Genomic DNA, 16,029 nt, shown 5'->3' on the forward strand with positions numbered 1-16,029 from the left:
AAACAATGGTACGCGGTCCGTTGGTACCAATATCGACGCGGCACTTGGGGGAGATGCCCCGCCGACAGTTGAAGTATTGATCAGTATTGCGCTGAGTCCAGTTTACCGGCCCAGGTTTTTAAACAATTTTGGAATACAGGCGCTTCGGAAGAGTTCTCATTAAAAGCTGGTGCTGACAGAATTCATCTAGAAACACAGATATGGAAGGATGATCCGTGCATTTTGCCGCAAGTTAGGCATAATACGCGGCTTCGAATTTTGACCCCGACAGACCTTTTCTTATGCATAAAGAACCTCGTAAGGTCCGTGAATTTCGTCGCCGTGAGCAAGAAATTCTCGATACCGCGCTCAAGCTGTTCCTCGACCAAGGTGAAGACAGTGTCACCGTCGAGATGATTGCTGATGCCGTCGGTATCGGCAAAGGCACAATCTACAAGCACTTCAAATCCAAGGCGGAGATCTACCTGCGCCTGATGCTCGATTACGAGCGCGATTTGAACGAGCTGTTGCATTCGGCCGATGTCGACAAGGACAAGGAAGCGCTGTCCCGGGCCTACTTCGAATTCCGCATGCGCGATCCGCAACGTTACCGCTTGTTCGATCGCCTGGAAGAAAAGGTGGTCAAGGGCAACCAGGTGCCGGAGATGATCGAGGAGTTGCACAAGATTCGCGCCTCGAACTTCGAACGCCTGACCCTGCTGATCAAGGGCCGGATCAGCGAAGGCAAGCTCGAAGACGTGCCGCCTTACTTCCATTACTGCGCATCCTGGGCGCTGGTGCACGGCGCCGTGGCGCTGTATCACTCGCCGTTCTGGAGCAATGTGCTGGAAGATCAGGAAGGCTTCTTCCAGTTCCTGATGGACATCGGCGTGCGCATGGGCAACAAGCGCAAGCGCGACACCGACACACCGAGTAGCTGAGTCATTCAGTTGTCTTATTGCGCCATGATTTCGCTATATGGCGCAGTACCTCAGTAATATACTCAGGCATGGGACTTGCTAAAACTTGATTTGTGAGTCAAGTTTTGCGTCGTCCGAATTCCTTGTGCCGGAGTGACCATGATCGTTGACCGTCAAGGCAGGCGTTTTCGTAATCTGCGAATCAGCCTGACCTCCGCCTGCAATTACGCGTGTACCTACTGCGTGCCTAACGGCAAGCGGCTGGTTGCTGCGCAGGATGAACTGTCGGCTGAGGCCATGGCACGCGGCGTTGCCTACTTGATCGAGGCGGCGGGGATCGAACGGCTGCGCATCACCGGCGGTGAGCCGTTGGTCAGCCCCAAACTCGAAGCCTTCATGAGCGCTGTCGGGCAGATGGGCCTGCAAGACATCAGCCTGACCACCAATGGTCAATTGCTGGCGAAAAAACTGCCCCTGCTGGTCGATGCCGGCATTCGTCGCATCAATGTTTCCCTCGATACCCTGGATGCCGGCGCATTCCGCAGCATTGCTCGCGGCGGCGATCTGGCGACTGTGCTCGATGGCATGGACCAGGCCAGCGCTGCCGGCATGAAGATCAAGGTCAACATGGTGCCGCTGCGCGGGCAGAACCTCGATCAAGTCATGCCACTGCTCGATTATTGCCTGGAACGCGGTTACGAGTTGCGCTTCATCGAACTGATGCGCATGGGCCACCTAGCCAACGACAACAACGCATTCCTGCAACAATTCGTCAGCCTGCAACAGCTGCTGAGCCTGATCGGTGATCGCTATGAGTATCTCCAGGCCGATGCGCCGGTTGACGCCACAGCGGTGCGCTATGAAATTCCGGGGCAGGGCTATTTCGGGGTAATCGCCAACGAAAGCGTTCCGTTCTGCCGAACCTGTTCGCGGCTGCGCCTGTCTTCAACCGGGTGGCTGCATGGCTGCCTGTCGTCGAGCAATCGTCACTATGTCGGCGATCTGCTGGACAAACCGCGTCATCAGGCATTGCCGGCTTTGCAGCGACTCTTGGTGAAGGCCTTGGGTGACAAGCAGGAAGTGGCGTTTTCCGGTGGTGCGACCGTCATGAAGATTATCGGCGGCTGAACCGGCCTCTTCGCGGGCAAGCCTCGCTCCTACAGGAGAATGCATATCCCTGTAGGAGCGAGCGGTGCGGCGGTCCGACTTGCCCGCGAATGCGTTCGAACAGGCAACGACGTTCTGGAGCTGGCGCGGAAGCTGCATCCCATGGCCATTCGCCGGTTTTCCGTCACCGGCCTCTGGAGGGTAGGATGCGTAGCCTGGTTTTGCTGCTGGCCGTTTTGGCGCTTGGTGGCTGCATGAATGTCAGCGATATGGCTGAAGAAGCTCGCTACCACATGAGCGACGTGGGGCTGCTTGACCACAGCGACAGCCGCCGCGTGCACAACCTGCGCATTCAGCCGGATTCGTTCGTCTATATCGCCCAAGGCGCCTTTGTGCCGCCGGGCAGTGCGGTCTACCCGCGACCTAACGTGATCGCCGAAGTCGCCTTCGACGGTTTTATCGAATACTTCCCGATGGTCCGCCGTGCACGCACGCCGGAAGGCCTCGACCAGGCCATGGGCGAAGCCCGTGCGGTCGGTGCGCATTACCTGCTCTACACCCGTTTCGCCAAGACTGACGACCGTATCGGCAACACGGACGAATGGCTCGATCAGGAAGCCGTGGATCGTCTCGGTATCGACTCCGGCGTGATTCAGATCATGTTGATCGAGACCAGCACCCAGTATTTGATTGATACTGCACGTATCAAGAGTCGTGGCGGTTTACTGACGTTCTACGACAAAAAGCCAGAAGACCTGATGGGCCCGCCGCTGCGGCAATACGCGCGCAGCCTGCTGGGGTTCAGCGACCAGTAATTCCAAGGAGAACGCCATGAGTGGCCCGCAAAAAGCCAACGACCTGTTGGGGCAAATCCCCAAGACCCAAGGCTTGCCACCGGTCCACTTGTGGAACCCCGACTTCTGCGGCGACATCGACATGCGCATCGCCCGCGACGGCACCTGGTATTACCTGGGCACGCCGATCGGGCGCAAGCCGATGGTCAAACTGTTCTCCACCATCATTCGCCGCGACGGCGATGATTATTTCCTCATCACCCCGGTCGAGAAAGTCGGCATCAAGGTTGACGATGCTCCGTTCGTGGCGATTGCCGTGGATGTTGAAGGCGAGGGTGAAGCCCAGGTCTTGCGCTTCACCACCCATGTGGATGAAACCGCCGAGGCCGGTGCCGACCATGCGATCCGCGTGGTGATTGACCCGGTGACACAGGAGCCTGCGCCTTACGTGCATGTGCGCACCAATCTCGAAGCGCTGATTCATCGCAATGTGTTTTACCAATTGGTGGAGCTGGCGGTGACTCGTGAAATCGATGGGCAGCGTTGGCTGGGCGTATGGAGCGGCGGCATCTTCTTCCCCATCGGCCTCGAGCCTTGAGTCGTCAGTGCTGACGCCTTCGCGGGCAAGCCTCGCTCCTACAGAGTTCGCCGGCACCTGTAGGAGCTAGGCTTGCCCGCGAAGAACGATAACGCGATCTCGCTACTCAGCTTCAAAATCAAATTGACACCCAATCGTATGATGATTAGCGTGGGCAACCATCGCGAACGGCATTGTGCCGTCCCTGCATCGAGGTGCCCATGTCCAGCAGTTTTCACGCATCGACGGTCGATTGGCTGGGTTGCTGGATTGCGGCGGGCCAGGTAAAACCCGGCGAAACCCTCAAGGTTGAGGCTGACCTGGGCGAGCAGCTCGGCGTCAGCCGCACCGTCATCCGGGAAGCCATCAAAACCCTGGTCGCCAAAGGCATGCTCGAAGTCGGGCCGAAGGTTGGCACGCGGGTATTGCCGGTGCGGCGCTGGAACCTCTTCGATCCGCAAGTCGTCGGCTGGCTGTCCCGCAGCGGCCTGCCGGAAAACTTCGTCGACGACCTCCTCGATTTACGCCGCACCATCGAGCCGATGGCCGTGCGCTGGGCCTGCGAGCGAGCGACCGTCGAGCAGGTGCAGGCGGTGCTTCAGGCCTATAACGCGCTGGAGCGCGCGGTGCACAGCGGCATCGATTACAACCGCGCCGACCAGTTCTTCCACGAGTGCATCCTCGCGGCCAGCCACAATCAATTCATCGAACAAATGGTCCCGGCCCTCGGCGCGTTGCTGGCGGTTTCTTTTGAAGTCTCCGCCGCCGATCCGGACGAACTGCGCCGCACGCTGCCGATTCACAAGGACATGGCCGACGCCATCGCCGCCCGCGACGCGGCGCGCGGTGTGTGGGCTTGCATGACGCTGATCGACAACGCCGACCTGGCCATCAAACGTTTCTACCCAAAAGTCATGGCCGACAAAAAAGCCGGCTGATCACACTAATCCCCTGTGGGAGCGGGCTTGCTCGCGAAGGCGGTGTGTCATTCAACGTCAATGTCGTCTGACACGACCTCTTCGCGAGCAAGCCCGCTCCCACATAAAACAAGAACAACGCAGGAGGTTTCATGGAATGGACCGCAGTCACCGGACACCGGGCACGCCTCGGCGAAGGCCCGTTCTGGGATGCGCCGACGCAAGCCCTCTATTGGGTGGATATCGCCGGCAAACAGGTACTGCGCCTGATCGGTGCCAACGTGCAGATCTGGCAGATGCCCGAGCACGTGTCGGCTTTCATTCCCTGCGAAAGCGGCGATGCGCTGGTGACGTTGAGCAGTGGCGTGTATCGGCTCGATCTGGATTCACCAGGCCTTGAGCCACGGCTGACCTTGTTCTGCGTCGCGGACCCGCAGCCGGGCAATCGCGGCAACGAAGCCCGTTGCGATGCCCAGGGGCGACTCTGGCTCGGCACCATGCAAAACAACATCGGCGAAAATGGCGAAGACCTGCCCGTTGTGCGGCGTTCCGGCGGCTTGTTTCGTATCGACCGGGATGCCCGGGTCACGCCGCTGCTGCGCGGTTTGGGCATTCCCAACACGTTGTTGTGGAGCGATGACGCCACCACGCTTTATTTCGCCGACAGCCTGGATGGCACGCTCTACCAGCATTTCATCCGCACCGACGGCGGCCTCGATCCCGCGCTGGTTTGGTTCGGCCCGCATCAACGTGGCGGCCCCGACGGCTCGGCGATGGATGCCAGAGGTTATATCTGGAACGCACGCTGGGACGGCAGCTGCCTGATCCGGCTGACACCGGATGGGTATGTCGATCGCATCATCGAATTGCCAGTCAGTCGCCCGACGAGTTGTGTCTTCGGTGGCGCCGACCTGAAAACCCTCTACATCACCAGCGCTGCGAGCCCGCTCAACCATCCGCTGGACGGCGCGGTGTTGTCGATCCGGGTCGATATACCCGGAAAGCCCTGTACGAGATTTGCCGATTAAATCCCAAAATATGGGATGTAAAATTATATATTGAGATTATTTGGCGGTCGGGTTTATAGTCGGCCCCATCAGTTACACGCACTCACACTTAAAAAAACAAAACAGGTGAAGTGATGCAGCGATTTTCCAACACGTTTTTTGGCCGGACATCGACTGATGCCCGGTTTTTGTCGTGCCCGCGAAAGGGAGTGCTGATCCATGGCTGAAGCGCTCTCCCTGCCTCCGGTGCCCGAGCCGTCGAAGGGCGAGCGCCTGAAAAACAAGGTCGTGCTGCTGACCGGTGCCGCTCAGGGCATTGGCGAGGCGATTGTTGCGGCCTTCGCTTGCCAGCAAGCCAGGCTGATCATCAGCGACATCCAGGGCGAGAAAGTCGAAAGCGTCGCGGCGCATTGGCGCGCCCAAGGCTTCGATGTTCAGGCGATCAAGGTTGACGTATCCAATCAACAAGACCTGCACGCGATGGCAAAAAGGGCCGTCGAGTTGCATGGCCGCATCGACGTGCTGGTCAACTGCGCCGGCGTCAATGTGTTCCGCGATCCGCTGGAAATGACTGAAGAAGACTGGCGCCGCTGCTTTGCCATCGACCTCGATGGCGCCTGGTTCGGCTGCAAGGCGGTGTTGCCGCAGATGATCGAGCAGGGCGTCGGCAGCATCATCAATATCGCCTCGACCCATTCCACGCACATCATTCCCGGCTGCTTCCCGTACCCGGTGGCCAAGCACGGTTTGCTCGGCCTGACCCGCGCACTGGGCATCGAATACGCGCCGAAAGGCATTCGCGTCAACGCCATTGCACCGGGCTACATCGAAACCCAACTGAACGTCGATTACTGGAACGGTTTTGCCGACCCGCAGGCCGAACGTCAGCGCGCTTTCGATCTGCATCCGCCGCGGCGCATTGGCCAGCCGATTGAAGTGGCGATGACGGCAGTCTTCCTGGCCAGCGATGAAGCGCCGTTCATCAACGCCTCGTGCATCACCATCGATGGTGGGCGCTCGGTGATGTACCACGACTGAATAACCGGGGTTTCAGGCGCGGAATTACGCCTGAAATCCAATCATCATACGATATGACTATTTGCTACAACGTTTGCACCGGCTTTGAAAAATAACGCTCAAAAAAATAACAAGGAGTCAGCTTATGAATCGTCGTCGTGGGATCCGTTCCCTGTGCTGTGCCGCTTTGGCGGTCACCGCGGTCAGCCTCAGCAGCAGCTTGCTGGCGGCCGAGGAAGTGAAGATCGGTTTTCTGGTCAAGCAGGCGGAAGAGCCCTGGTTCCAGACCGAATGGGCCTTCGCCGAAAAGGCCGGTAAAGAGAAAGGCTTCAAGGTCATCAAGATCGCCGTGCCGGACGGCGAGAAAACCCTGTCCGCCATCGACAGCCTGGCTGCCAACGGCGCCAAGGGCTTCGTGATTTGCCCGCCGGACGTGTCCCTCGGCCCGGCGATCATGGCCAAAGCCAAACTCAACGGTTTGAAAGTGATTGCCGTGGATGACCGTTTCGTCGATGCCAGCGGCAAGTTCATGGAAGACGTTCCCTACCTCGGCATGGCGGCGTTCGAAGTCGGCCAGAAGCAGGGCGCGGCGATGGCCGCCGAAGCGAAAAAACGTAACTGGGACTGGAAAGACACTTACGCGGTCATCAACACCTACAACGAACTCGACACCGGCAAGAAGCGCACCGACGGTTCAGTCAAAGCGCTGGAAGACGCCGGCATGCCAAAAGACCACATCCTGTTCTCGGCCCTGAAAACCCTCGACGTGCCGGGCAGCATGGACGCCACCAACTCGGCGCTGGTGAAACTGCCGGGCGCGGCGAAGAACCTGATCATCGGCGGCATGAACGACAACACCGTGCTGGGCGGCGTGCGCGCCACCGAGAGCGCCGGTTTTGCCGCCGCCAATGTGATCGGCATCGGCATCAACGGCACCGACGCCATCGGCGAACTGAAAAAGCCCAACAGCGGCTTCTTCGGCTCGATGCTGCCAAGCCCGCACATCGAGGGTTACAACGCCGCCAGCATGATGTTCGAGTGGGTCACCACCGGCAAAGAGCCGGCGAAGTACACCGCCATGGACGACGTGACCCTGATCACGCGCGACAACTTCAAGCAGGAACTGGAAAAAATCGGCCTCTGGAACTGAGGCGCGGTTGATTTCATCGGCGGCCCTGGCGACGGGGCTGCCTGATCTGTGTGATGAGGTGTTTTATGCACGCGCAAGTACAGACACAACACGACAGCGCCGGCGGCAGCCTGCGCTTCAACGGGATCGGCAAGACCTTTCCCGGGGTAAAGGCATTGGACGGCATCAGCTTCGTCGCCCATCCGGGTCAGGTTCATGCCTTGATGGGTGAGAACGGCGCCGGCAAATCGACCCTGCTGAAAATCCTCGGCGGCGCCTACACGCCGAACAGCGGCGACCTGCAGATCGGCGAGCGAACGATGGTCTTCAAATCCACCGCCGACAGCATCGGCAACAAGGTGGCGGTGATCCATCAGGAACTGCATCTGGTCCCGGAAATGACCGTGGCGGAAAACCTGTTCCTCGGTCATTTGCCTGCCAGTTTCGGCCTGATCAATCGCAACGCACTGCGACAACAAGCGCTGGCCTGCCTCAAGGGCCTGGCCGATGAAATCGATCCGCAGGAGAAAGTCGGGCGCCTGTCCCTCGGTCAACGGCAACTGGTGGAAATCGCCAAGGCGTTGTCCCGTGGCGCGCATGTGATCGCGTTCGACGAACCGACCAGTAGCCTCTCGGCGCGGGAGATCGATCGCTTGATGGCGATCATCGGGCGCCTGCGCGACGAAGGCAAAGTGGTGCTTTACGTCTCCCATCGCATGGAAGAAGTGTTCCGCATCTGCAACGCGGTGACGGTGTTCAAGGACGGCCGCTACGTGCGCACCTTCGAGGACATGAGCGAGCTGACCCACGATCAATTGGTCACGTGCATGGTCGGGCGCGACATTCAGGACATCTACGATTACCGCCCGCGCAAGCGTGGCGCGGTGGCGTTGAGGGTCGACGGTCTGCTCGGGCCGGGCTTGCGTGAGCCGGTGAGTTTCGATGCGCACAAAGGCGAAATTCTCGGGCTGTTCGGCCTGGTGGGAGCTGGGCGAACCGAGCTGTTCCGCATGCTCAGCGGCCTTGAACGCAACACCGCCGGGCGCCTGGAATTGCGCGGGCATGAACTGAAACTGCGTTCACCCCGCGATGCGATTGCCGCCGGCATTCTGCTGTGTCCCGAGGACCGCAAGAAGGAGGGCATCATGCCGCTCTCCAGCGTTGCCGAGAACATCAACATCAGCGCGCGCGGCGCCCATTCCACTTTCGGTTGCCTGTTGCGCGGCCTGTGGGAGAAGGACAACGCCGACAAGCAGATCAAGGCGCTGAAAGTGAAGACGCCCAGCGCGGCGCAGAAAATCATGTACCTGTCCGGCGGCAATCAGCAGAAGGCGATTCTCGGCCGCTGGCTGTCGATGCCGATGAAAGTGCTGCTGCTCGACGAACCGACTCGCGGCATCGACATCGGCGCCAAGGCCGAGATTTACCAGATCATCCATAACCTGGCTGAAAGCGGCATCGCGGTGATCGTGGTGTCCAGCGACCTGATGGAAGTGATGGGTATTTCCGACCGCATCCTGGTGCTCTGCGAAGGCGCGATGCGCGGCGAACTGTCCCGTGACGAGGCCAACGAATCCAACCTGCTGCAACTGGCTTTGCCGCGCCACCGTGCTGACGGCGTGGCGAACTGAGAGGTGACTATGATGACAACCCAAAACAACGCTCTGCCCACCCAGCGCAAACCTCTGGACCTGCGGCGCTTTCTCGATGACTGGGTGATGCTGCTCGCGGCCGTCGGGATCTTTGTGCTCTGCACCTTGCTGATCGACAACTTCCTTTCGCCGCTGAACATGCGCGGCCTGGGCCTGGCGATTTCCACCACCGGGATTGCCGCATGCACCATGTTGTATTGCCTGGCGTCGGGGCATTTCGACTTGTCGGTGGGCTCGGTGATTGCCTGTGCCGGCGTGGTCGCGGCGGTGGTGATGCGCGACACCGACAGCGTGTTTCTCGGTGTGGCGGCGGCGCTGTTCATGGGCTTGATCGTCGGGCTGATCAACGGGATCGTGATCGCCAAGTTGCGGGTCAATGCATTGATCACTACGTTGGCGACCATGCAGATCGTTCGCGGTCTGGCCTACATTTTTGCCAATGGCAAAGCGGTGGGTGTGTCGCAGGAGTCGTTCTTCGTCTTCGGTAACGGCCAGTTGTTTGGCGTGCCGGTGCCGATCCTGATCACCATTGCCTGCTTCCTGTTTTTCGGCTGGTTGCTGAATTACACCACCTACGGGCGCAACACCATGGCCATCGGCGGCAACCAGGAAGCGGCGCTGCTGGCCGGGGTCAACGTTGACCGGACCAAGATCATCATCTTCGCCGTGCACGGTGTGATCGGGGCGTTGGCCGGGGTGATTCTGGCGTCGCGGATGACTTCCGGCCAGCCGATGATCGGGCAGGGTTTCGAGCTGACGGTGATCTCGGCGTGTGTGCTTGGCGGGGTTTCGCTCAGTGGCGGGATCGGCATGATCCGGCATGTGATCGCCGGGGTGTTGATTCTGGCGATCATCGAGAATGCGATGAACCTGAAGAACATCGATACGTTTTATCAGTACGTGATTCGTGGTTCGATTTTGCTGCTGGCTGTGGTTATCGACCGTCTGAAACAACGCTGAGATTTTTGTTGTCTGTGCTGGCCCCTTCGCGGGCAAGCCTCGCTCCTACAGGTTATGTGTCGTGCATGGATTACGCGACTGACATATAACCTGTAGGAGCGAGGCTTGCCCGCGAAGACGATGTACCTGGTTCACCTCGCGACCGCATCCTTCCGTCACTCCCCCTAAATATGTCTTGCCTGTTACAAGTCGTTTCGGGTATCAATTTGTACATGATTAGACAGGTACGATTTGACAAGAAACAACGGGTGGTCGACGAACTCATCCGGCGCATTGAAAGCGGCCTCATGGAGGACGGTTTTCAGTTGCCGGGCGAGCATCAGTTGGCTCAAGAATTCAAAGTCAGCCGAGGTACGCTGCGTGAAGCCCTGGCCGAATTGAAACGGCGCAACTACATCGCGACGCAAAGTGGTGTCGGTTCCATCGTCACGTTCGACGGGGTGGTGCTCGATCAGCGCAGCGGTTGGGCGCAGGCGCTGGCCGACAGCGGGGCGCTGATCAATACCGAAGTGCTGCGGCTCGAGGCGGTGACTCGCCCCGACCTGCTGCCGCGTTTCGGCACTGACCAATTCATCACCCTCGACCGCCGCCGTCGTTCCACCGACGGCAAGCTGGTTTCCCTCGAACGCTCATTGATGCCCGCCACCGGAGGCCTGGAAAGCCTGCCGCGTGTCGGCCTGATCGACAATTCCCTGACCATCACCCTGGCCGCGTACGGCTACATCGGCGAGCGCGGCGATCAATGGATCGGCGCCGAACCCTTGAGCGCCGAAGACGCCGAGCTGCTCGGTCGTCCGGTCGGCACGGTGTTCCTCAAAGCCTTGCGCACCACCTACGACCGGCAGAACCGCTTCATGGAACAGGTCGAAAGCCTGCTCGATCCCGTGCACTTTCGCCTGCACCTGCAATTTGGAAACCCACAATGACCGCGCTCAATCGTGCACTGGGCGCGTTTTACGGACTGGCCCTGGGCGATGCGCTGGGCATGCCGACGCAATCGCTGAGCCGCGCCGTTATCAAGGCGCGTTTCGGTGAAATCACCGATCTGCAAGACGCCGGCCCCAATCAACCGATTGCGGCCAACATGCCTAAAGGCTCGATCACCGACGACACCGAACAGGCGATTCTGGTCGGTCAGTTGTTGATCGACGGCAAGGGCAGGATCGAACCGTCGGTACTGGCGCAACGGCTGATCGAATGGGAAGCCGCGATGCAGGCCAAGGGCTCGCAGGATTTGCTCGGGCCGTCGACCAAACGGGCGATCGAGATGATCCTCGCCGGTCATTCGCCGGAAGAAGCGGGGCGCTACGGCACCACCAACGGCGCGGCGATGCGCATCACACCCGTCGGCATTTCGGCGGATGTCCGCGATCCCGAGCGTTTCATCAACGCCGTGGTGCAGGCCTGCCAGGTCACCCACAACACCACGCTGGGCATCTCCAGCGCGGCGGCGGTGGCGGCGGTGGTCTCGGCCGGCATCAACGGCATGGACCTCGGCGAGGCGTTGAACCTCGGCCAGCAAATCGCCCAACAAGCGGAAAGCCACGGCCACTGGGTCGCGGGCGGACGCATTGCCTCGCGCATCAGTTGGGCGCGGACGATCAGCGTCGACAGCGACAAGGCGATGCTGGCGGACTTGATGTACGACGTGATCGGCACGTCGGTGGCTTCGCAGGAGTCGGTGGTGGTTTCGTTTGCCTTGGCGCAGCAAGTGGCCATCGGTGAAATAAATGCCTTCGACGCGCTGTGCATGGCCGCAGGTCTGGGGGGCGACACCGACACCATCGCGGCGATTCTGGGGGCCATGCTCGGGGCTTGTCTGGGGCTTGAGAGTTGGCCGGTGGCGATGATCGACAAGGTCAAAATCGTTAATGAATTGGATTTAGAGCCATTGGTGCAGGGCCTTCTCGCCCTGCGTTGACTGTGCTGACGCCATCGTCGGCAAGCCGATCTCGCTCCCACAGGTACGGCGTGTACCGTGAGGTTTGCACTATCCCTGTGGGAGCGAGACCGGCTTGCCGGCGATAGGCGCGCCGCTTATTTGAATTGATAACCCCGCAATGGATCGCACTGACTTGGCCAGGACAGCCGGGATGTTGTTTTCGTCTTCCGTCATTGCCCATAACCACAACAAAGGCAACAGGAGCATTTCACATGAGTTCATCGAACGCCGGGCAAAGTGCCGGGCAACTGGAAACCCGTGGCATCGAGCCGGTGCCGGAAGCCGAATGCAACGGGCATCCGCTGCAGCTGTTCTGGGTCTGGTTCGCCGCTAACATTTCCATCCTCGGCCTGCCGCTCGGCGCTACGCTGGTGGCGTTTCGCGGGTTGGCGATCTGGCAGGCGATCATCGTCGCGATCCTCGGTGCTGCCGGTTCCTTTGCGGTGGTCGGGATCATTTCCATCGCCGGTCGCCGTGGCCGCGCACCGAGCCTGACGCTGTCGCGGGCGATCTTCGGCGTACGCGGCAACATCGGCCCGACCCTGGTTTCGCTGATGTCGCGGCTGGGTTGGGAAACCGTCAACACCACCACCGCCGCGTTCGTGTTGCTGTCGCTGTGCTCGATCCTGTTCGGCTCGCCGGTGGAAGCCAAAAGCGCACCGGTGCTGACCCTGATCTTCATCGCGATTTTCGTGCTGCTGACCTTGTCGGTGTCCGGCCTCGGTCACGCGACGTTGCTGGTGATTCAGAAGTGGGCGACTTATGTGTTCGGCGCGCTGAACATTCTGGTCGGCGGTTTCCTCTGCGCCACCATCGACTGGAGCGCCGTGTTCAACGCCACGCCTGCACCGCTTAGCGCAATGATCATCGGCGTCGGCACCATGGCCGCCGGCACCGGGATCGGTTGGGCCAACGCCGGTGCGGACATGTCGCGTTATCAGCATCGCAGTGTCAAGGCGGCACGTCTGGTGGCTTCCGCCGCGTTTGGTGCCGGGATCCCGCTGGTGTTGCTGATCACCCTCGGCGGCCTGCTGTCGGTGGGCAACAACGACCTGGCGTCGGCCACTGACCCGATCATCGCGATCCGCGACATGCTGCCGACCTGGATGGCCGTGCCGTACCTGATCACCGCGTTCGGCGGCTTGCTGCTGTCGAACAACCTGTCGGTGTATTCCGCCGGCTTGACCACGCTGACCCTCGGCCTGAAGGTCAAGCGCGTCTACGCCGTGGTGGTCGACATCGTCGCGATTTTCGCCGGTTCGATTTACTTCATGCTGATCGCCGACAGTTTCTACGGCCCGTTCATCACCTTCATTTCGCTGCTGGCCGTGCCGATCACGGCGTGGGTCGGGATCTTCGTCGTTGACCTGATTCATCGTCATTACTACAGCCCCAAAGACCTGCTGGACGTCAGCCCGAGCAGCGCCTACTGGTATCGCGGCGGCGTCGAGTGGCGTGCTTTCGGTGCGTGGGCCCTGGCGATCGTGCTGGGTTTCAGCTTCACCACCATTGGCACCACCGAACAAACCGTCTGGTTCCGTGGGTTCCTCTCCGACTCGTGGCTGGGCCATAACGGCCTCGGCTGGATCGTGACGTTCCTGGTCGCCGGCGGGATTTACTTTGTACTCGGCGGGGCCAGGGATCGCCGCGCCGCGTCGCTCGAGAATGCTCATGCCTAAAATGTTGCACACCGGCCAGGTCATCATCGACCTGGTCATGGCCGTGGATAAACTGCCTCAAGCCGGCGGCGACGTACTGGCGCAATCCGCCAGTTTCGAAGCCGGCGGCGGGTTCAATGTGATGGCCGCCGCTCAGCGTAATGGCTTGCCGGTGGTTTACCTGGGCCGTCATGGCACTGGTCGTTTCGGCGACCTGGCGCGTGAGGCGATGAAGGCTGAAGGCATTCGCATCGGCATTGCTCACAGTGCTGAACGAGACACGGGGTTGTGCGTGGCGATCACGGACGCCTCGGCTGAACGTAGCTTCGTTTCCTACATCGGCGCCGAAGGTGAAGTGTCCGCAGAGGATTTGAACAGCGTAGCGGCGCAGGCGGGCGACTATGTCTACGTCAGCGGCTACAGCCTGCTGCATGTCGGCAAGGCTCAGGCGCTGGTGGATTGGGTGTTGGATTTGCCGAGTGCGATCAACGTGGTGTTCGACCCGGGCCCGCTGGTGGAATCACCCGATGCGCCGTTGATGCAGGCGTTGTTGCCGCGCATCGATGTGTGGACCAGCAACAGCGTCGAGGCGCTGCGGTTTACCGGGGCGTCGGACATTGCCGAGGCGCTGGATCGATTGGCCGATCATCTGCCGTCGAAGGTGTTGATGGTGGTCCGCGACGGTCCGCAAGGGTGCTGGATTCATCAGCATGGCGAGCGTCAGCACGTGCCGGGTTTCAAGGTTGAGGCGGTGGACAGCAACGGCGCCGGGGATGCCCATGCCGGGGTGTTTGTGGCCGGGTTGGCGCGAGGGTTGTCGGCGGGTGAGGCGGCGCGGCGGGCGAATGCGGCTGCGGCGCTGGCGGTGACTCGGTGGGGGCCGGCGACTTCGCCTGGGGCGGATGAGGTGGATGCGTTGATCAGTAAAACGTTCGGCGCCTGATCTGACGTCTTCGCGGGCAAGCCTCGCTCCTACAGGGATCGCGTAGTTCCTGTAGGAGCGAGGCTTGCCCGCGAAGGGGCCCTCAAACGTTTACACCTCCAACTTGCGCGCCACCTCAACCCTAGCCGCACCAAGCTTGATCGGTTTTATCGACGCTCATGGATACTGATGAACGACGAACGGTTCAGGCCTCTTGCAACGTTTTGACCGTGTAGCGGCGCCAGATCAGGCGGCCCACGGTGATCAGCCAGTTCAACAGCGCCACGGCGAGAACGGTGAGCAACAGTGTCGCCATCCCGTGTTCGACGATGATCTTCCCGGCCAGCAACGGAAAGCCGAACACACCAATGAAGTACGACAGGCTGAACAGCAGCAACGCTTGCGCGGTGGTGCCGTGCGGCGCTTCATTCGCCGCCAGGCCATTGATCACCGAATACGTCAGCCCGTAACCGACCCCGAGCATCATCGCCGCGAGCACGTAGCTCAAGCCGCTGTCGACCACGAAACCGAACATCACAATCGAAACCATCATCAGCCCGGACAACAGGCAAGACGCGCGGAACGGATCGCGCTTGACCACGAATCCGGCAATCACCATCCGACTGCTGATCGCCGCGCCCATGAAGCCGAAAAAGAACAGCGAGTAATCCAGCGAACGAGACGCCGCGTAGCTGGTTTGGAAGCTCGACAGACCACCGAACACACAGCCGCCGAGGCCGACCATGAGGATCGGGAACACTGCGCGGGACGATAAAATCTGCCGGGTTGCACGCCAGGAAATGCGTGCGACCGCAGCGGTAGGCGAGGGTGCTTTTTTCAGCTGCGCATCCAGGCGCCAGAACAGTAAAACGCCGATCAGGCTGGCCAGCGCCGCGAGGTAAAACGCCGCCGTTACGGGATAGCCCAGCGCACTGGCCGCGCGGCCCAGCAACGGACCGCTGCCGATCCCGGTCATCATGCTGCCCGACAGCAGCGCGAAATATCTGGCCCGCTGGGCAGGCGTCACAAGGCTCGCGACGATGATCGGCCCGAGCGTATAGAAAACGCCCCAGCCCAAACCCAGCAGCAAGCCGAAAAACAGCAGCAGATGGCCGAAGCCCGGCGTCAGTGCAAAACCCAGGCTGGCCGCCACCAGCAGCACGCCGAACAACGCAATCGAACGCGCCGCGCCAAGCCAGTCGGACAAGTGCCCGGAAACGATCACCGCCGCAAACGTACTGAGCATCGCCGCCGAAATCACGCTTCCGGCATCGTGTTCATTGCCGCCGCGCGAGCCGATCAACAGCGACAGCAAAAACGTCGAGCCATAGGACAGCGACAGCAAATAACTGGCGAGGCAAAACAGGCCGAACAGTTTGCTGGAGACCTGAGGTGGAGCAGTAGACATGACGCGCTTCCTTGACCCGATAACGGAGAGTGTCATCTAT

General features: G+C 60.5%; 15 protein-coding genes. 14 read left to right on the plus strand and 1 reads right to left on the minus strand.

Annotated features, from left to right (window positions below):
- The first annotated feature begins 281 nt into the window (after positions 1-281).
- The 14 genes from IB246_RS24925 (at position 282) to IB246_RS24990 (ending at position 14,602) form a co-directional block, all read left to right on the plus strand.
- Positions 282-920 carry a TetR/AcrR family transcriptional regulator gene (locus IB246_RS24925; RefSeq protein WP_008031613.1) on the plus strand — a complete coding sequence of 213 codons (639 nt, stop codon included), beginning with the start codon at positions 282-284 and terminating at the stop codon, positions 918-920.
- Positions 921-1,058: 138 nt separating this feature from the next.
- Complete coding sequence (locus tag IB246_RS24930) at positions 1,059-2,027, plus strand: GTP 3',8-cyclase MoaA (protein ID WP_008040883.1); 969 nt, start codon at positions 1,059-1,061, stop codon at positions 2,025-2,027.
- 185 nt (positions 2,028-2,212) lie between these two features.
- Positions 2,213-2,821 carry a DUF4823 domain-containing protein gene (locus tag IB246_RS24935; protein WP_008040882.1) on the plus strand — a complete coding sequence of 203 codons (609 nt, stop codon included), beginning with the start codon at positions 2,213-2,215 and terminating at the stop codon, positions 2,819-2,821.
- Between the two features lie 16 nt (positions 2,822-2,837).
- The gene (locus IB246_RS24940; RefSeq protein WP_008040881.1) at positions 2,838-3,398 is read left to right on the plus strand and encodes a DUF1285 domain-containing protein; all 561 of its coding nucleotides are present in this window, start codon (positions 2,838-2,840) and stop codon (positions 3,396-3,398) included.
- Positions 3,399-3,598: 200 nt separating this feature from the next.
- A complete protein-coding gene (locus IB246_RS24945; RefSeq protein ID WP_008031621.1) occupies positions 3,599-4,315 on the plus strand; it encodes a FadR/GntR family transcriptional regulator in 717 nt (238 codons plus the stop codon).
- A 131-nt stretch (positions 4,316-4,446) separates the two neighbouring features.
- Entirely contained in the window at positions 4,447-5,322 is an 876-nt protein-coding gene (locus IB246_RS24950) for an SMP-30/gluconolactonase/LRE family protein (RefSeq protein WP_008040879.1), read from the plus strand.
- Positions 5,323-5,520: 198 nt separating this feature from the next.
- Positions 5,521-6,339: an SDR family oxidoreductase gene (locus IB246_RS24955; RefSeq protein WP_008040878.1), complete on the plus strand. Its 819-nt coding sequence runs from the start codon at positions 5,521-5,523 to the stop codon at positions 6,337-6,339.
- A gap of 124 nt (positions 6,340-6,463) precedes the next feature.
- Complete coding sequence (locus tag IB246_RS24960; protein WP_192230198.1) at positions 6,464-7,468, plus strand: substrate-binding domain-containing protein; 1,005 nt, start codon at positions 6,464-6,466, stop codon at positions 7,466-7,468.
- A 65-nt stretch (positions 7,469-7,533) separates the two neighbouring features.
- Positions 7,534-9,078 carry an L-arabinose ABC transporter ATP-binding protein AraG gene (gene araG / locus IB246_RS24965; protein ID WP_008040877.1) on the plus strand — a complete coding sequence of 515 codons (1,545 nt, stop codon included), beginning with the start codon at positions 7,534-7,536 and terminating at the stop codon, positions 9,076-9,078.
- A gap of 12 nt (positions 9,079-9,090) precedes the next feature.
- Positions 9,091-10,059, plus strand: coding sequence for an L-arabinose ABC transporter permease AraH (araH, locus tag IB246_RS24970; protein WP_032832569.1), 969 nt, complete (start codon positions 9,091-9,093; stop codon positions 10,057-10,059).
- A 212-nt stretch (positions 10,060-10,271) separates the two neighbouring features.
- Positions 10,272-10,985 carry a GntR family transcriptional regulator gene (locus IB246_RS24975; protein WP_032832566.1) on the plus strand — a complete coding sequence of 238 codons (714 nt, stop codon included), beginning with the start codon at positions 10,272-10,274 and terminating at the stop codon, positions 10,983-10,985.
- Positions 10,982-11,980 carry an ADP-ribosylglycohydrolase family protein gene (locus tag IB246_RS24980; protein WP_008040873.1) on the plus strand — a complete coding sequence of 333 codons (999 nt, stop codon included), beginning with the start codon at positions 10,982-10,984 and terminating at the stop codon, positions 11,978-11,980. Before IB246_RS24975 ends, IB246_RS24980 begins: the two co-directional genes overlap by 4 nt.
- Positions 11,981-12,213: 233 nt before the next feature.
- A complete protein-coding gene (locus IB246_RS24985; protein WP_008031640.1) occupies positions 12,214-13,680 on the plus strand; it encodes a purine-cytosine permease family protein in 1,467 nt (488 codons plus the stop codon).
- Entirely contained in the window at positions 13,673-14,602 is a 930-nt protein-coding gene (locus IB246_RS24990) for a PfkB family carbohydrate kinase (RefSeq protein ID WP_008040872.1), read from the plus strand. Before IB246_RS24985 ends, IB246_RS24990 begins: the two co-directional genes overlap by 8 nt.
- A gap of 184 nt (positions 14,603-14,786) precedes the next feature.
- Here the strand turns inward: IB246_RS24990 and IB246_RS24995 are convergent, their stop codons facing one another.
- On the minus strand, positions 14,787-15,989 hold the full coding sequence (locus IB246_RS24995; protein WP_008040871.1) for an MFS transporter: 1,203 nt from the start codon (positions 15,987-15,989) through the stop codon (positions 14,787-14,789).
- Positions 15,990-16,029 lie beyond the last annotated feature (40 nt).

Origin of the sequence: Pseudomonas sp. PDM01 (genome assembly GCF_014852325.1) — a bacterium.
GTDB lineage: Bacteria > Pseudomonadota > Gammaproteobacteria > Pseudomonadales > Pseudomonadaceae > Aquipseudomonas > Aquipseudomonas migulae.